At 45.0% G+C, this 13,275-nt stretch carries 14 protein-coding genes; 4 read left to right on the top strand and 10 right to left on the bottom strand.

Features of this window, described 5'->3' with window-relative positions; translation table 11 throughout:
• Positions 1–10 precede the first annotated feature (10 nt).
• From msrB to VPNCDNU1_RS14055, 9 genes are all read right to left on the bottom strand, one after another.
• Positions 11–454 (bottom strand): peptide-methionine (R)-S-oxide reductase MsrB, encoded by a 444-nt coding sequence (gene msrB / locus VPNCDNU1_RS14095; RefSeq protein ID WP_104400903.1) that lies wholly within the window; start codon positions 452–454, stop codon positions 11–13.
• A 181-nt stretch (positions 455–635) separates the two neighbouring features.
• A complete protein-coding gene (sufE, locus tag VPNCDNU1_RS14090) occupies positions 636–1,040 on the bottom strand; it encodes a cysteine desulfuration protein SufE (protein ID WP_101111950.1) in 405 nt (134 codons plus the stop codon).
• Between the two features lie 3 nt (positions 1,041–1,043).
• Positions 1,044–2,309 (bottom strand): SufS family cysteine desulfurase, encoded by a 1,266-nt coding sequence (locus tag VPNCDNU1_RS14085; RefSeq protein ID WP_104400902.1) that lies wholly within the window; start codon positions 2,307–2,309, stop codon positions 1,044–1,046.
• Positions 2,309–3,565: a Fe-S cluster assembly protein SufD gene (gene sufD / locus VPNCDNU1_RS14080; RefSeq protein ID WP_104400901.1), complete on the bottom strand. Its 1,257-nt coding sequence runs from the start codon at positions 3,563–3,565 to the stop codon at positions 2,309–2,311. Before sufD ends, VPNCDNU1_RS14085 begins: the two co-directional genes overlap by 1 nt.
• Complete coding sequence (gene sufC, locus VPNCDNU1_RS14075) at positions 3,540–4,286, bottom strand: Fe-S cluster assembly ATPase SufC (protein WP_101111947.1); 747 nt, start codon at positions 4,284–4,286, stop codon at positions 3,540–3,542. Before sufC ends, sufD begins: the two co-directional genes overlap by 26 nt.
• 6 nt (positions 4,287–4,292) lie before the next feature.
• Entirely contained in the window at positions 4,293–5,759 is a 1,467-nt protein-coding gene (sufB, locus tag VPNCDNU1_RS14070; RefSeq protein ID WP_101111946.1) for a Fe-S cluster assembly protein SufB, read from the bottom strand.
• 3 nt (positions 5,760–5,762) lie between these two features.
• Complete coding sequence (gene sufA / locus VPNCDNU1_RS14065; protein ID WP_104400900.1) at positions 5,763–6,149, bottom strand: Fe-S cluster assembly scaffold SufA; 387 nt, start codon at positions 6,147–6,149, stop codon at positions 5,763–5,765.
• Between the two features lie 76 nt (positions 6,150–6,225).
• Positions 6,226–6,522: a DUF3088 family protein gene (locus tag VPNCDNU1_RS14060; protein WP_104400899.1), complete on the bottom strand. Its 297-nt coding sequence runs from the start codon at positions 6,520–6,522 to the stop codon at positions 6,226–6,228.
• Positions 6,523–6,539: 17 nt separating this feature from the next.
• Positions 6,540–7,343 carry an EAL domain-containing protein gene (locus VPNCDNU1_RS14055; protein WP_104400898.1) on the bottom strand — a complete coding sequence of 268 codons (804 nt, stop codon included), beginning with the start codon at positions 7,341–7,343 and terminating at the stop codon, positions 6,540–6,542.
• 854 nt (positions 7,344–8,197) lie between these two features.
• Between VPNCDNU1_RS14055 and VPNCDNU1_RS14050 the strand changes: the two genes are divergently transcribed.
• Entirely contained in the window at positions 8,198–8,548 is a 351-nt protein-coding gene (locus tag VPNCDNU1_RS14050; RefSeq protein ID WP_104400897.1) for a hypothetical protein, read from the top strand.
• 31 nt (positions 8,549–8,579) lie between these two features.
• On the opposite strand, the gene VPNCDNU1_RS14045 is transcribed toward VPNCDNU1_RS14050, so the two are convergent.
• The gene (locus VPNCDNU1_RS14045) at positions 8,580–8,846 is read right to left on the bottom strand and encodes a SemiSWEET transporter (RefSeq protein ID WP_104400896.1); all 267 of its coding nucleotides are present in this window, start codon (positions 8,844–8,846) and stop codon (positions 8,580–8,582) included.
• A 337-nt stretch (positions 8,847–9,183) separates the two neighbouring features.
• Here VPNCDNU1_RS14045 and VPNCDNU1_RS14040 point away from each other — a divergent pair, with 337 nt between their 5' ends.
• The 3 genes from VPNCDNU1_RS14040 to VPNCDNU1_RS14030 are packed head-to-tail and all read left to right on the top strand — an operon-like array spanning position 9,184 to position 13,261.
• Positions 9,184–10,704, top strand: coding sequence for an ethylbenzene dehydrogenase-related protein (locus VPNCDNU1_RS14040; RefSeq protein WP_104400895.1), 1,521 nt, complete (start codon positions 9,184–9,186; stop codon positions 10,702–10,704).
• The gene (locus tag VPNCDNU1_RS14035; RefSeq protein WP_104400894.1) at positions 10,701–11,378 is read left to right on the top strand and encodes an Lcl C-terminal domain-containing protein; all 678 of its coding nucleotides are present in this window, start codon (positions 10,701–10,703) and stop codon (positions 11,376–11,378) included. The genes VPNCDNU1_RS14040 and VPNCDNU1_RS14035 overlap by 4 nt, the downstream gene beginning before the upstream one ends.
• A 14-nt stretch (positions 11,379–11,392) precedes the next feature.
• Positions 11,393–13,261 carry a cellulose-binding domain-containing protein gene (locus tag VPNCDNU1_RS14030; protein WP_104400893.1) on the top strand — a complete coding sequence of 623 codons (1,869 nt, stop codon included), beginning with the start codon at positions 11,393–11,395 and terminating at the stop codon, positions 13,259–13,261.
• Positions 13,262–13,275 lie beyond the last annotated feature (14 nt).

The raw sequence follows: 13,275 nt of genomic DNA, 5'->3' as shown, positions 1-13,275 counted from the left end.
GTTACCTCTCTTATTCCGCTTTCTTTAGGGCGACGGCGTTCATGCAATAGCGCAGCCCACTGGGAGGCGGACCATCTGGGAACACATGCCCTAAATGTGCTTCACAGGTATTGCAGGTCGTTTCAATGCGGCGCATACCGTGCGTTTCATCCATATGGTAAGCAATGGCATTGGCTTTGACAGGCTGGGTAAACGATGGCCAGCCAGAACCGGATTCAAACTTCACACTGCCATCAAATAGCGCGGTATCGCAGCACACGCAGTGGTATATCCCCGGCTCAAACAAACTACATGATTCACTGCTGAATGCCCTTTCGGTGCCTTTTTTCCTAGTGATCCGAAACTCTTCATCCGTCAGCTGTTCTTTCCATTCAGATTCCGGTTTATGGATCACTCTGTCTGGTTTCAGGTTGCCGTTGTTTGCATATTCAATCACACTTTGCCAATTCAACATGGTGGATACCTCGTGTCGGATCTCTGTTTGCTTTGTTATAGCCCATATGAAAGAAATACGATCAGATCGTACTCGCACTATGAACGAGAACAAATGAGAGAATTAGAGTTAGGGTCTGCTGACCAAGATAAGGAATTACCCGCCCCGAGATTTGGAGCAGGTAATGATTAGACCGAAGTGGTTAAGAATAAATTTCAGCGGTTTTTTGAATGCTAGCAACCATGGCAGATAACCCTTGAGAACGAGTTGGTGTGATGTGCTTGTGCAGTTCAAGCTCTTCAAACCATTGGTTGATATCGAAGTCTAAAATTTCCTTCGATGTTTTACCTTCAAACGCAATAACTGTTACGGCTATCAGCCCTTTCACGATGGCTGCATCGCTGTCGCCAAAAAAATGGAAAGCGCCCTTTTCGTCTTGAACTTGATCGAGCCAAACTTGGCTTTGGCAACCTTTGATCAAATAGTCGTCCGTGCGTTTGTCGTCTGATATGGCATTCAGGCGGTCTCCCAGTTCAATAATGTACAGGTAGCGCTCTTCCCAATCCTGACAACGGTTAAAGTTCTTAACGAGCTTTTCTGGCGTCATGTTTTATCCTAACAAGAGATTTATTCGTTTGAGTCCTGCCACGAGGGCATCAATATCTTCGCGCGTAGTATACATGGCAATGGATGCACGACATACCGCGGATTGACTCAATGACTCCAGAAGAGGCATGGCACAGTGATGACCTGTACGAATTGCGATGCCATATCTATCTAAAAACGTACCCACATCATAGGCGTGATGATTGCCTAAATTGAACGGAATCACACCTGCACGATGGCTTGGGTTACCGTAAATTTGAATATTTTCAATACTTGCCAGTTGAGTTAAGGCGTAATCCATTAACTCGTTTTCGTACTGGGCAATGGCATCCAGCCCCGCCTCTTGAACATAATCAATGGCTTCGCCTAACCCCAGAATACCTGCGATGTTAGGTGTGCCTGCTTCAAATTTCCAAGGTGCTTGGTTGAAAGTCGTCCCCGATGGAATGCAGACTTTGTCTATCATTGCACCGCCGCCTTCCCACGGCTCCATAGCGTCTAACAACGTTTTCTTGCCATACAAAACACCAATGCCAGTGGGTCCATAGAGTTTATGGGCTGAGAATACGTAAAAATCACAATTCAACGCTTCAACATTCACGGTTTCGTGCATTACTGCTTGTGCACCGTCTAACAACACTGGAATGCCGTTTTTGTGTGCTAATTCCGTGACCGCTTCAATAGGCGTTCTAGAACCCAGTACATTCGAGATGTGCGCCACAGCCACCAGCACGGTGTTTTCTGTCAGCAACGGTTCCAATGCGCGAATGTCTAGCTCGCCGCGTTCATTCGCTTCCCAGACTTTCACGGTTAAATTGAACTGCTCTGCCAGCATTTGCCAAGGTACGATATTAGCGTGATGCTCTAAGCTAGAAATCACAATCTCACTTGGCTGTTTACCCTTTAGGCGCAGTAGCGGTTTCAAAAAGCCATTGGCGACTAAGTTAATGGCTTCCGTTGTGCCTTTTGTGAACACGATTTCGTCACGAGACTGAGCGCCTAAAAAAGCACGAGCTTTGTCGCGAGCCTGTTCCATGTTATCTGTGGCATTGGCGCTGAGTTGGTGCACGCCGCGGTGAACCGACGCATATTCGTCCCGATAAAATCGGGACATACGGTCAATGACTCGATTGGGAGTTTGTGCGCTAGCCGCAGAATCTAAATACACAAGGGGCTTGCCGTCGATTTCCTGATTCAAAGTAGGAAAATCCTGACGCCATCGTATTCCTTGTGTTGTTTCTGCTTGGTTATCTTTCACACTGTTACTCATTACAAGTCCAATTTCTGTTCGATCCGACGAATGATATGTTGTTGCACTTCTGGGTGGTCAATTTCATCAGTCAATTCACCTGCAAATGCAAACGTAATCATCTTTTCAGCCTTGGCTTTAGGGATTCCGCGAGCCTGAAGGTAGAACACTTGGCTCTGATCAATTTGCCCAGTGGTCGCACCGTGGCTGCATTTCACATCATCGGCATAGATTTCTAATTGCGGCTTACTGTTGATCTGGGATTTTTCACTTAAAAGCAAATTGTGGTTATCCATTTGACCATCGGTTTTGATTGCACCTTTATCGACATAAATCATGCCGTTAAAGACACCAACACCGTTGTCTTTACCAATCACTTTATGCGTTTGGTGGCTATTACAATACGCTGCTTTGTGGCGAAGATAGGTTCTGGTGTCAAACACCTGATCCGCTTTCGGCAAGGTTAAGCTGTTCATTTCAACTTCACCGCCCTGACCTTTCAAAATACCACTGGTGTTATGCCTTACCAGCTTACCTTCCAGTAAGAAAGTATGGCTTGTCGCGCGGCTATCGCGATACAAAGTAATATCATTGTGACCGAAATGATGCTGCTGAGCACTTTCTTCAATCAATTTAATGTGCTTAAAGTTAGCGCCGTCACTGACATTCGCTGTCAGCCTTGAGCAAGTCACACCGCCACCTTGCTTCAGAGACACGTGGTGCTCGTAAACGTGGCATTCCGCTAGTCGGCTAAGCTCAACATGATGTCGGTAGCTACAAAGCTCACCGTCACCACCCGAATTCAGGTGAAACAGATAAATCGGTTTCTCAAGCTGGGTATCGTTGCCCACTTGAACATAAATACCAGCGGTTGCTGTTGCGTCCGTAAGTGCAGAGAACGCTTCTTGATTGATGTTGCTAGACAGTTGGTGTTGCGCTGCATCATCCAATTCATTGATGTCTTTAATGACGGTATTCGGAATATCGTCAGACAATTCCGACACCAGCTTTCCATCAAAAAAGACCAAACGGTAGCAGTCAAAACTCATACTGATGCTTTCAAACGAAATGCTATCAATGTTGTTTTGTTCTGGCGCGCGGTGCGATAACGCTAGGAATTCATCCAGAGGCGTGTACTTCCAGTCTTCGTGTTTAGCATTCGGGATCCCCCAAAGCGCTAATGACTGCCAGCTATTTTCTTGCCAGCTAGACTGACCCGCAAGAGAGCGAAGACGCGTTAACGCCACATCTCTACTCTTCTCCGATAATCCAACCATAACCTTTGTCCTCTAACTCTTTCGCCAAGGTGTGATCGCCAGATTTCACAATTTTGCCTTTGTACAGAACGTGAACAAAGTCAGGTTTGATGTAATCAAGAATACGCTGGTAGTGAGTCACCACGATGAAAGAACGGTTGCCGTCGCGCAATGCGTTCACACCATCCGATACCGCTTTAAGTGCATCAATATCTAGGCCCGAGTCTGTCTCATCAAGAATACAAAGCTGTGGCTCTAGTACTGCCATTTGTAGGATGTCGTTGCGTTTTTTCTCACCGCCAGAAAACCCTTCGTTTACAGAACGGTTAAGCAAATCGACAGGCATTTTCAGCAGGTCTGCTTTTTCTTCTAGCAAGTCTTCAAAATCGAAGCGATCCAGTTCAGGTTCACCACGGTAATCACGGATGCCATTCAGTGCAGTTTTCAGGAACAACTTGTTGCTCACGCCCGGAATTTCTACTGGGTATTGGAATGCAAGGAATACACCTTCACCAGCGCGCTCATCGGGATCAAGATCCGCTAGGTCTTTGCCTTTGAACAGGATTTCACCATCCGTGATTTCGTAATCGTCTTTACCAGCCAGCGTAGAAGACAACGTACTTTTGCCTGAACCGTTTGGTCCCATAATGGCGTGTACTTCGCCTGGTTTGATGGATAGGTTAATACCGTTAAGGATTTGGTTATCCTCAACACTGGCTTTTAAATCTTTAATTTCTAACATACTGGGTTAGCCCACGCTGTGTTCTAAACTGATGGAAAGGAGTTTTTGTGCTTCAATAGCGAATTCGAGCGGCAACTCAGAGAATACATCTTTGCAGAAGCCGTTAACGATCATCGAAATAGCATCGTCTTCACTGATACCACGTTGAACGCAGTAGAAGAGCTGATCTTCACCGATTCGAGACGTCGTCGCTTCATGCTCAACCTGTGCGGTAGAATTTTTCACTTCTACGTAAGGGAACGTATGCGCGCCACAATCAGCACCGATAAGCATTGAATCACACTGGGTAAAGTTTCGAGCGCCTTCCGCACTTGGCAATACTTTCACCAACCCGCGGTAGCTGTTTTCACTCTTACCCGCAGAGATACCTTTAGAGATGATGGTCGACTTGGTGTTCTTACCAATGTGGATCATCTTGGTACCGGTGTCGGCTTTTTGGTCGCCATTAGTCAATGCAACCGAGAAAAACTCACCGACAGAGTTATCACCCTTAAGGATAACACTTGGGTATTTCCAAGTAATCGCAGAACCCGTCTCTGACTGCGTCCAAGACATTTTACTGTTTGCGCCTTCACACACAGCACGCTTGGTCACGAAGTTCAAGATTCCACCTTTGGAACCTTCAACGCCTGAGAACCAGTTCTGAACCGTTGAATATTTTACTTCCGCATCTTTGTGGATAATGACTTCTACTACCGCAGCATGCAGCTGGTAGGTATCGCGAACTGGCGCAGAACACCCTTCGATGTAGCTCACGTACGCGCCTTCATCCGCCACTAGAATTGTGCGCTCGAACTGACCCGTCTTTGCTTGGTTAATTCGAAAATAGGTCGATAATTCACGAGGGCAACGCACACCAGGCGGAATGTAGACAAACGATCCGTCAGATGCAACGGCAGCATTCAACGCCGCAAAAAAGTTGTCTTTTGGAGGAACAACCGTACCTAAATACTTGCGGACCAACTCTGGATAGTCGTGAATCGCTTCACTGAACGAACAGAATATAATGCCCTGCTCTTTCAGCTCGTCACGGTAAGTTGTGGTCACTGAAACGGAGTCGAAAATGGCATCAACAGCCACTTCAGAACCTTCACGAACAGGCACACCTAGTTGGTCAAACGCGTCTTCCACTTCTTTGGTCAGAAATTCGTTCGAACCGTCTGATTCAAGATCGCTTCCTTCACATTTGCCACAGCTTGGTGCGGAGTAATAGCTGTAGTTCTGGTAATCCAGGGATGGGTATTCCGCTTTCAGCCAATGAGGCTCTTCCATGTCTTTCCAAAGTCGGTATGCTTCCAGACGGAATTCTAGCATCCAATCCGGTTCATTCCTTTTGGCTGAAATGGCACGTACCACTTCCTCATTAATGCCTTTTTCTAAGGTGTCGTTATCAAGCTGAGTATAAAACCCTTCTTTGTATCCTTCCTTATTCATCGCCTCTTGGACTTCAGGCTGAATTTCAATTGCAGTCATTTGCTAAATACCAAAGCTCTCACCACAGCCACACTCGGCTTTGACGTTAGGATTTTTGTAGGTAAAGGTCTGATTCAGCCCTTCGCGGACGTAGTCCACTTCAGTGCCATCAAGGAATGGCATCGCAGTAAGCGCAACAAATAGAGTTGCACCATTAGATTCAAAAGAAAGGTCACCATGCTGAGGTTCATCGATTTGATCGAGAACGTACGCGTAGCCAGTGCAACCAGAAGATTTCACCGACAAATGAATTGCTTTTCCATCAGTTGAAAGCTGCTGTACACGTTTAGCTGCTGCGGGTGTTAATGTAATACCTTGCCATTGGGCGTCCTCGATTGAGAACGACTCGGCTCCGTCAGTATTAACGGTTTCTCCGGTATGAGATGCCATAACCACACCTTATCGTAGTAAAGATGTGCACATGATAATGATTATCATTAGTAGGTCAACCTTACGCAAAAAAGGGTTAAGGGTGTACTTTGGCTCCGCCGAAGGTGCTTGCAAGGTAATTGATGATTTCAATCGGGTCGGTGAGGGTAACGTTGTCTTCTAAGATAAGCACTGGTAACCACTGCTTATCTTCACCAATCAGCTCCACCACTTCCCCTCTTGGTTTAGGGTAATCTATTCTTCGTACATCAACGTGATCTTTCCAATTTTGGTTAACTTTAATCGCTCCTTCAATCATTGCGCAATGAGAACAGATCCAGCTTTCACCTTCATCTTCGAAAGGCATTTTCAACACAAACAAAATAGGCTTCATTTACTTCTACACTCAAATCAATCTGCAAGAAGTGACATATTAATGACTTTCGCGGGAGTGGGTCTACCCATAAAGTACCCTTGGAAGTAATCTATCCCTAATTCCATCATCTTTAATTTTTGTTCTTGTGTTTCAATCCCTTCTGCTACCGTTTTGATATTTTTAGATCGGCAATATTCTATTACCTCCAAAAGCTGTGTTTTGTTTTCTTCGGCGTTTTGAATGAGTGTTTTGTCGATTTTCACAATATCTACTTGGTGTCGTTTCACTCTTGTCATATCACAGTGCATTGAACCAAAATCATCCAACGCAACACGGATATTGACTTGTTTTAAGTTTTCGATGCCTTGCGCCATTAAAGACATTTCTGAATTGCTGTCTTCCATAATTTCATACACCACATTCTCTCGTGGAATACCCAACATTTTTAGGCGTATAAGTAATTGTTCGATTGCACCAGATATATTCCCTAAAGTATTAAACACACAGGGAGGTGCGTTAACGAAAAGAGATACGTTACCTGAAGAAAATTTTGAGAAATTGACAAAGTGGATCTTGCCTGTAATCAGAAAAAACAGCATCAAGGCTTTGTGATCTTGCCGAATAGGCCTCAGGAATTCTTCAGGGCTAATGGCCGCCCCGTCCATATCTGTTATTCGAGCCAGACCTTCATAGGCGACAATACATCCGGCTCTGTCAAATATAGGCTGATATACCCCCTTAAAAACAAACCCATCGTATTTAATGAATGCCCATCCATTGGGATCAGTCTCAACCAGTTCTTGAACTGGATCATCTACTGTGTTGTAAGTTACCTTCATCTAAAGCCTAGAGAGTTAAATTTGTTATGATGCCGACGTTGCCACCCACTGCGATGTGTTCCCGCTTTTTCCCATTCAAGTGACTTCTGTGCTCAAACAGAATATCTGGCTCAGAATCCTGTGACTTGAAGTGGTTTGAGTTTATGTTACGCAAACGTTTCTTTTCTATTTAGCTATAACTCAAGCAAATACATTGAACAACCAAAGAGACTAAACAAAGACCTTAAGCCATTTAGCCACAGTGGATTGAGCACAAATTTGAGTAATTACATGTAATGAGAAATCATTAAGTTTGAGGCTCACATCAAGAAAACATCAGGAAGCGAATAAAAAAACCGTATCAAATAATCAAAAATGGAATATCAGAATCTGATACCCAACCAATAATGCGAATCATATCAATATAAATTCGAGTTCCGTTTCATATCTAGGGGGATTTTCTGTCAAAATTAGTGAAAATCTCTAACTCGTTCCTATTTTCAAACATTTATATTTGTGTATCCAAAGCTCTTTTGAATTATTGTCACAAAAATGTAACTTAGGAATTAAACTGGAGTACTGTACATTTAACCAAAATAAACCTCACTCATTCCACTTTTAGCAGGGTTATTCACTTCAAATCTGCTTTTATAAAGTATTCATCATAACAGTCTCACTTTTGATAACTCTATTGTTACCGCATTTTTATTCCGTTTAATAAAGGGCACTAAGCAGCCATAGGGCGACGATAAACCTTAGCTTTGAGCTGCAAAAACAAACCGCAAAATAAAAATAGCGGGATAACACCTCCTCCATCCAGTTGGTAACAAATTTAACTTGCTGTAATCGGCGCATAAACGCCGTAAGAGGATGAGATGAAACTGATTGATAAAGCTCGTTTTGCTCGCACCCCAGGGTATATAGTTGGAATAAAAGAAGGCACATTTGTCTGGTTTTACAATGAGTCACTTTATGCATGGCAGCAATGGGTACGCCAGTATCCAACACTACCAGTGTTGAGGGTGTCTGCTTGTCGAGTAAAACTGTTAAAAGATAAATGGATGTTTACCGGAGTTATCCCACATATAACCCTTGAAGAATCCGGCTTGGAATTCGATGAAAAAGGCCGTGTTTTCATCAAATTTGAAGCAGATTGGCGACATTGGGAAAAATGGAAACAAAACGCCATAGAAAAGAATGTGAGAACCATAAAAATCAGTGATTAAAAATCAATGCCAGCACCCGATGCTGGCATTTTTACTGGCTGTCGATTCCTTTAATCACGTTTTTCAGTTTGATGGCAAATACGATCCCTGATAGCGCCACGGTAATACCATTGGCTACTATGATTGGCGTGGAATTTAAAACGACACCATACGCCAGCCAACAAGCGGTTCCCACAATAAACATTGTATACATCGAAAGTGAAATACTGGTTGTATCTTTGATTCGAATCGTATGAATGACTTGCGGTAAAAAGCTGATAGTTGTCAATATCGCGGCAATATACCCGATGTACTCCATGAGACCTCCGTTTCCTACTAGGCAAAATTTAGAACTCGTTGTATTCAGTGAATTGGTTGTTTAGAGAAGTTTGAAAGTGATTGTGTGACAAAAAATACACTTGAATAGTAATCGATTAACTTGCCCGCTTTATGACAATCACCCACCTAATCAAAAATGAGAATTCGACTTACGTTATCTGTGACAAATAATTACTGAAAGATACACTTTGTTGCATAACAAAAATAGAACCAATTTAGTAAGTAACAGAATTTTAACGGAGTTTAAATAGTAATTCGTTCACCAGCTTCTACCATCAAACCTTACTCATTTGATTGGCTTTTGCACTGAACTGAACATGACCCCCAAGCGTTACAATTTCATTCTTCTCCACTTGATTGTCTCTATTTCAGCACTCATTAATTTACTCACAGGTTTGAGGGTTCACTTGGTCTCGGATCGAACCTTATATTGGCTTTCCCCCATATTGCCTCAGGGTAACCTGCATGATCTTCATTACATAAGTGGTATCGTTCTTTTTTCTAGCGCATTGGGCTACGTATTTTATGTTTTACGCCGCAAGAAACGCGCGACCAAAGCATCATCACCATACCACCTCTGGGTTCAATACTTTGGCTATGTCATCACTCTATCGGCTCTGATTTCTGGTGCACTCTATTGGTGGCAGTTTGATTTTATGAACTTTCAGGCTTGGCACTTTTGGTCTGCCATTGGCATGTTGTTTTTTTTGATACTGCACAGCTTGGTTTACATCATTCAATATGGGGCGAACGTGCTAAAGATGGTGGTGCCATTTCGAACGCTAAAGCAAGCACGGCTTTCGCTTACACTTCTCCTGTCACTGGGAACCGCTGGGGCTGGTTGGGCATTTATATATTCTGGCAGCCAGCTACCTTTAACGGTTAAAAAAATAAGCATTGATGAACTGGTTAATGTGGATGGAGAATCGAGTGAGGCTTTTTGGCAGGACGCAAAAGAAATCTCTGTTCTCACTACGGGGGGAGCCAATTTCATTGATGGACAAACAACAGTTTCGATAAAAGCCGCCGCAAACCAATTTGAAACTTACTTTTTATTCCGCTGGAAAGACGCCACCAAAAGCCTTGCTCATCTGCCTTTATTTAAGCAAAACGGCAAATGGGTGGTTCGGCAAAATGGGTTCCATCATTTTGATGAAACAACCTACTACGAAGACAAATTCGCTGTCATGATTTCCAGTACCTGCGGCTACGGTGCTGATGGCACGGCTTATCTAGGTCGTAAGCCGATTAAAGGCAAGCCCGAAAACTGGCACGGTAAGGGCTACCACGCCAGCATGGATAATCGGATCCGCGATTTGTGGCATTGGAAAGCCGTTCGCACCAACGATATGTTTCAAGCAGACGATAATTTCTTTGGTCCTGCCAGTACACCTCGATTTGGCGAACGCCGATACACCGCGGGCTACCTTACCGACGGCAAAGACAGTGGCGGATACAAAATGAATTGGAAGTGGTACTCCCCCCACTCTGTCATCCCCAAAAGGCTCCCAACAGAACCTTCATTAGTCACCCGCCCTCTTGCTTGGTTTGGCAGTCAACCCTATCAAAAAACGCACGACACCTTACCTGATGGCAGCGAAATGCCTTCGGTTTTATACCGTTCTAACCAGTTTGAAGGGGATAGAGCCAACGTGCGCGCACGAGGAAAGTGGGAAAACGGATATTGGACACTAGAAGTCTCTCGTAAACACGATACAGGTTCAAAGCACGACGTTGCCTTGGAAGATGGCACCTGCATATGGGTATCCGCCTTTGATCACTCACAGATAGCTCACACACGCCATCATCGTCCTATACAACTGGAGTACGTGCAATGACACTAAGAATACTTGCCACACTCGTAATGGTTGCTGCCACTTCTCTTTATAGCTATTTCAGTTTGAGCATACTGCCCGTTCAATTGGATCACCCTCGCTACGTGAAAGTCACCAGCACTGGTGAACATTTGATGCCTTGGCAAGGTCCTTGGGCGTGTGTGGCCGATGAAAAAACAGGATTGCTATGGGAAGTCAAAACCGATGACGAGTCCATTCACGATGCCGATTGGACCTACTCTTGGTTCAATGGACAATTAGGTGCACCCGATAAAGGGGACTGCTTCTATCAAGACGGGCGATGCGACACCCAAGCGCTGATCAAACGAACCAATGCGCAAGGGTTATGCGGCAATCATAATTGGCGACTGCCCACACCAAAGGAATTGGTTTCTCTGTTACAAAACAACGACAGACCAAATCAGGCTCAGATCGCCACAGACTTCTTCCCACGAATTAAAAACAGCGATTATTGGACGATAAGCGCCAATAAAGCGCTAGACCAACAGTACCGCCATTTAAAGCACGGAGCACTGGCATTTAACCTTTTTGAGGGCAAAGAAAATACTTTGCCTTATCGCAATGCTGCCTTTGTGGTGCTGGTTTCAGAGCCGCACCGCGAGGGGCATACCTCGCAGATGACATTAACGTCAATTAATCACAGAAGTAATGAATAATAAAGGACTAAAAAATGAATTACCTCAGAACAAGCATTCTGATCGGATTATCCGCTATGGCTTGTCAAAGCTTCGCAGGAAGTGAATACCACCGTTTGGTTTGGGATGGGTCATCATCTTCAAAAGCCACGATCGGGTTTTCCCCAACAACAAGCACTAATCACCACGTAAAATATGGATTCACCACCAGCGAGCAGCAGTGGAAAAAAGCCAATGTGTCTTTTAGCCATACGTTCGCCAACTCACTGAAAAGCAGCTTTGTGCAGTTAAGTGGCTTGCCATCCAACTCTCCGGTTTACTACCGAGTGTGTGACGATGCTGGGTGTGGCGATCGCCTTTGGTTCAAAACCGCCCCAACAGACAACTCTCCGTTTGTCGCGATTGCAGGAGGCGATACCCGTACAGGTTGGACAAATCGCCGCGCAGGCAACAAGTTAGTTGCGAAGGTACGCCCTTTGTTCATTATGCATGGTGGCGACTACACCAACCAAAACTCCGCCTCGGAAATGCGTGAATACCTAAAAGATTGGCAACTCACGTTTTCAAGCGATTTGATAGACGGGGTTAACTACAAACGAATTTACCCATTCGTGCCCACACACGGTAACCATGAAGACGACAACTACAGCACTGTGTGCCAAGTCTTTGGTGCCGATTTCGATGGCAATAAAACGTGTAACCCTAAAGATACCTATGGTGCGTTTAACGTATCACCACTGCTGCGTGTTTATACCCTTAATAGCCAGTTTAAAGACAGCGGTTGGTCTAGCTACGCAACAGCCATGAACAATTGGCTGAGCCAAGATTTAGCAGCCAGTGCCAACTCAGCAAAATGGCGCATGGCGCAGTACCACAAGCCGATGTACCCGCATTATTCTGGTAAGCGAGACAACACTGTTTTGGTCTCTTGGTGGGCAAATTTATTCTATCAACACAAAATGAATTTGGTGGTGGAATCGGATACGCACATAAATAAAGTCACCGAAGCATTGAAACCTTCTGGTTCCAACTTCACCGCAACCACTTCTGGCGGTACGGTTTATGTGGGTGAAGGCAGTTGGGGTGCCCCCGCTCGTAGCGCAAACGATCCGAAAAGTTGGACCATTGATTTGGCCAGCATTCAGCAATTCAAAGTATTAAGTGTTAGCCCTAACACATTAGAGGTTCGTACCGCACAATTTGGTTCGGGTGCCGAAACCCTAAGCCGAGAGCAACGCAACGCAAACCCTCTAGCACTGCCAAGTGGCGTGAACTGGTGGTCGGCATCTCAAATTGGGGATGTCCTTAAGCTCACCCGTGCATCCAACAACTTATCGGTTATTGATAAGGGAATAACTCCACCACCACCGCCGCCACCAACAGGCAAAGAGCTGGAAAACGGCAAACCAGTGACTGGGATCGCAGCGTCTAAAGGTCAAACCATCACTTATACATTGGCTGTCCCTTCTGGTGCAACCAACCTAACCATCGCCACCAGCGGTGGTTCAGGTGATGTGGACCTGTACGTTAAACACGGCTCCAAACCAACATCAAGCAGTAATGATTGTCGTCCCTACAAAAATGGTAACAACGAATCGTGCCCATTTGCCACACCAAAAGCTGGCACGTACTACATCAACTTAACCGGTTACAGCGCGTTTTCTGGCGTGACGCTAAACGCTAGCTTCACTAAAGGAACGGGTGGTGGCGGTGGCGGCACAACTTGCAATACGGCGGGGATCAATGTTTACCCTAACTGGCCTCAAACTGATTGGGCAGGAAACCCGAGCCATGCAGGAACGGGCGATAAAATCGTCTACCAAGGGAAAATCTACCAAGCCAAGTACTGGACAGATTCCGTCCCTGGCAGCGATGGCAGTTGGGACTTGGTTTGCGGACAGTAATCGCTAGCACTAAG

This window comes from Vibrio penaeicida (assembly GCF_002933855.1).
Classification (GTDB): domain Bacteria; phylum Pseudomonadota; class Gammaproteobacteria; order Enterobacterales; family Vibrionaceae; genus Vibrio; species Vibrio penaeicida_A.
This window is presented reverse-complemented; position numbering and strand designations above follow the sequence as displayed.

What these genes read in the sequence shown, in the direction of transcription:
- msrB (WP_104400903.1), bottom strand. Translation starts at nt 454, where the DNA reads ATGTTGAATTGGCAAAGTGTGATTGAATATGCAAACAACGGCAACCTG.
- sufE (WP_101111950.1), bottom strand. Translation starts at nt 1,040, where the DNA reads ATGACGCCAGAAAAGCTCGTTAAGAACTTTAACCGTTGTCAGGATTGG.
- VPNCDNU1_RS14085 (WP_104400902.1), bottom strand. Translation starts at nt 2,309, where the DNA reads ATGAGTAACAGTGTGAAAGATAACCAAGCAGAAACAACACAAGGAATA.
- sufD (WP_104400901.1), bottom strand. Translation starts at nt 3,565, where the DNA reads ATGGTTGGATTATCGGAGAAGAGTAGAGATGTGGCGTTAACGCGTCTT.
- sufC (WP_101111947.1), bottom strand. Translation starts at nt 4,286, where the DNA reads ATGTTAGAAATTAAAGATTTAAAAGCCAGTGTTGAGGATAACCAAATC.
- sufB (WP_101111946.1), bottom strand. Translation starts at nt 5,759, where the DNA reads ATGACTGCAATTGAAATTCAGCCTGAAGTCCAAGAGGCGATGAATAAG.
- sufA (WP_104400900.1), bottom strand. Translation starts at nt 6,149, where the DNA reads ATGGCATCTCATACCGGAGAAACCGTTAATACTGACGGAGCCGAGTCG.
- VPNCDNU1_RS14060 (WP_104400899.1), bottom strand. Translation starts at nt 6,522, where the DNA reads ATGAAGCCTATTTTGTTTGTGTTGAAAATGCCTTTCGAAGATGAAGGT.
- VPNCDNU1_RS14055 (WP_104400898.1), bottom strand. Translation starts at nt 7,343, where the DNA reads ATGAAGGTAACTTACAACACAGTAGATGATCCAGTTCAAGAACTGGTT.
- VPNCDNU1_RS14050 (WP_104400897.1), top strand. Translation starts at nt 8,198, where the DNA reads ATGAAACTGATTGATAAAGCTCGTTTTGCTCGCACCCCAGGGTATATA.
- VPNCDNU1_RS14045 (WP_104400896.1), bottom strand. Translation starts at nt 8,846, where the DNA reads ATGGAGTACATCGGGTATATTGCCGCGATATTGACAACTATCAGCTTT.
- VPNCDNU1_RS14040 (WP_104400895.1), top strand. Translation starts at nt 9,184, where the DNA reads ATGACCCCCAAGCGTTACAATTTCATTCTTCTCCACTTGATTGTCTCT.
- VPNCDNU1_RS14035 (WP_104400894.1), top strand. Translation starts at nt 10,701, where the DNA reads ATGACACTAAGAATACTTGCCACACTCGTAATGGTTGCTGCCACTTCT.
- VPNCDNU1_RS14030 (WP_104400893.1), top strand. Translation starts at nt 11,393, where the DNA reads ATGAATTACCTCAGAACAAGCATTCTGATCGGATTATCCGCTATGGCT.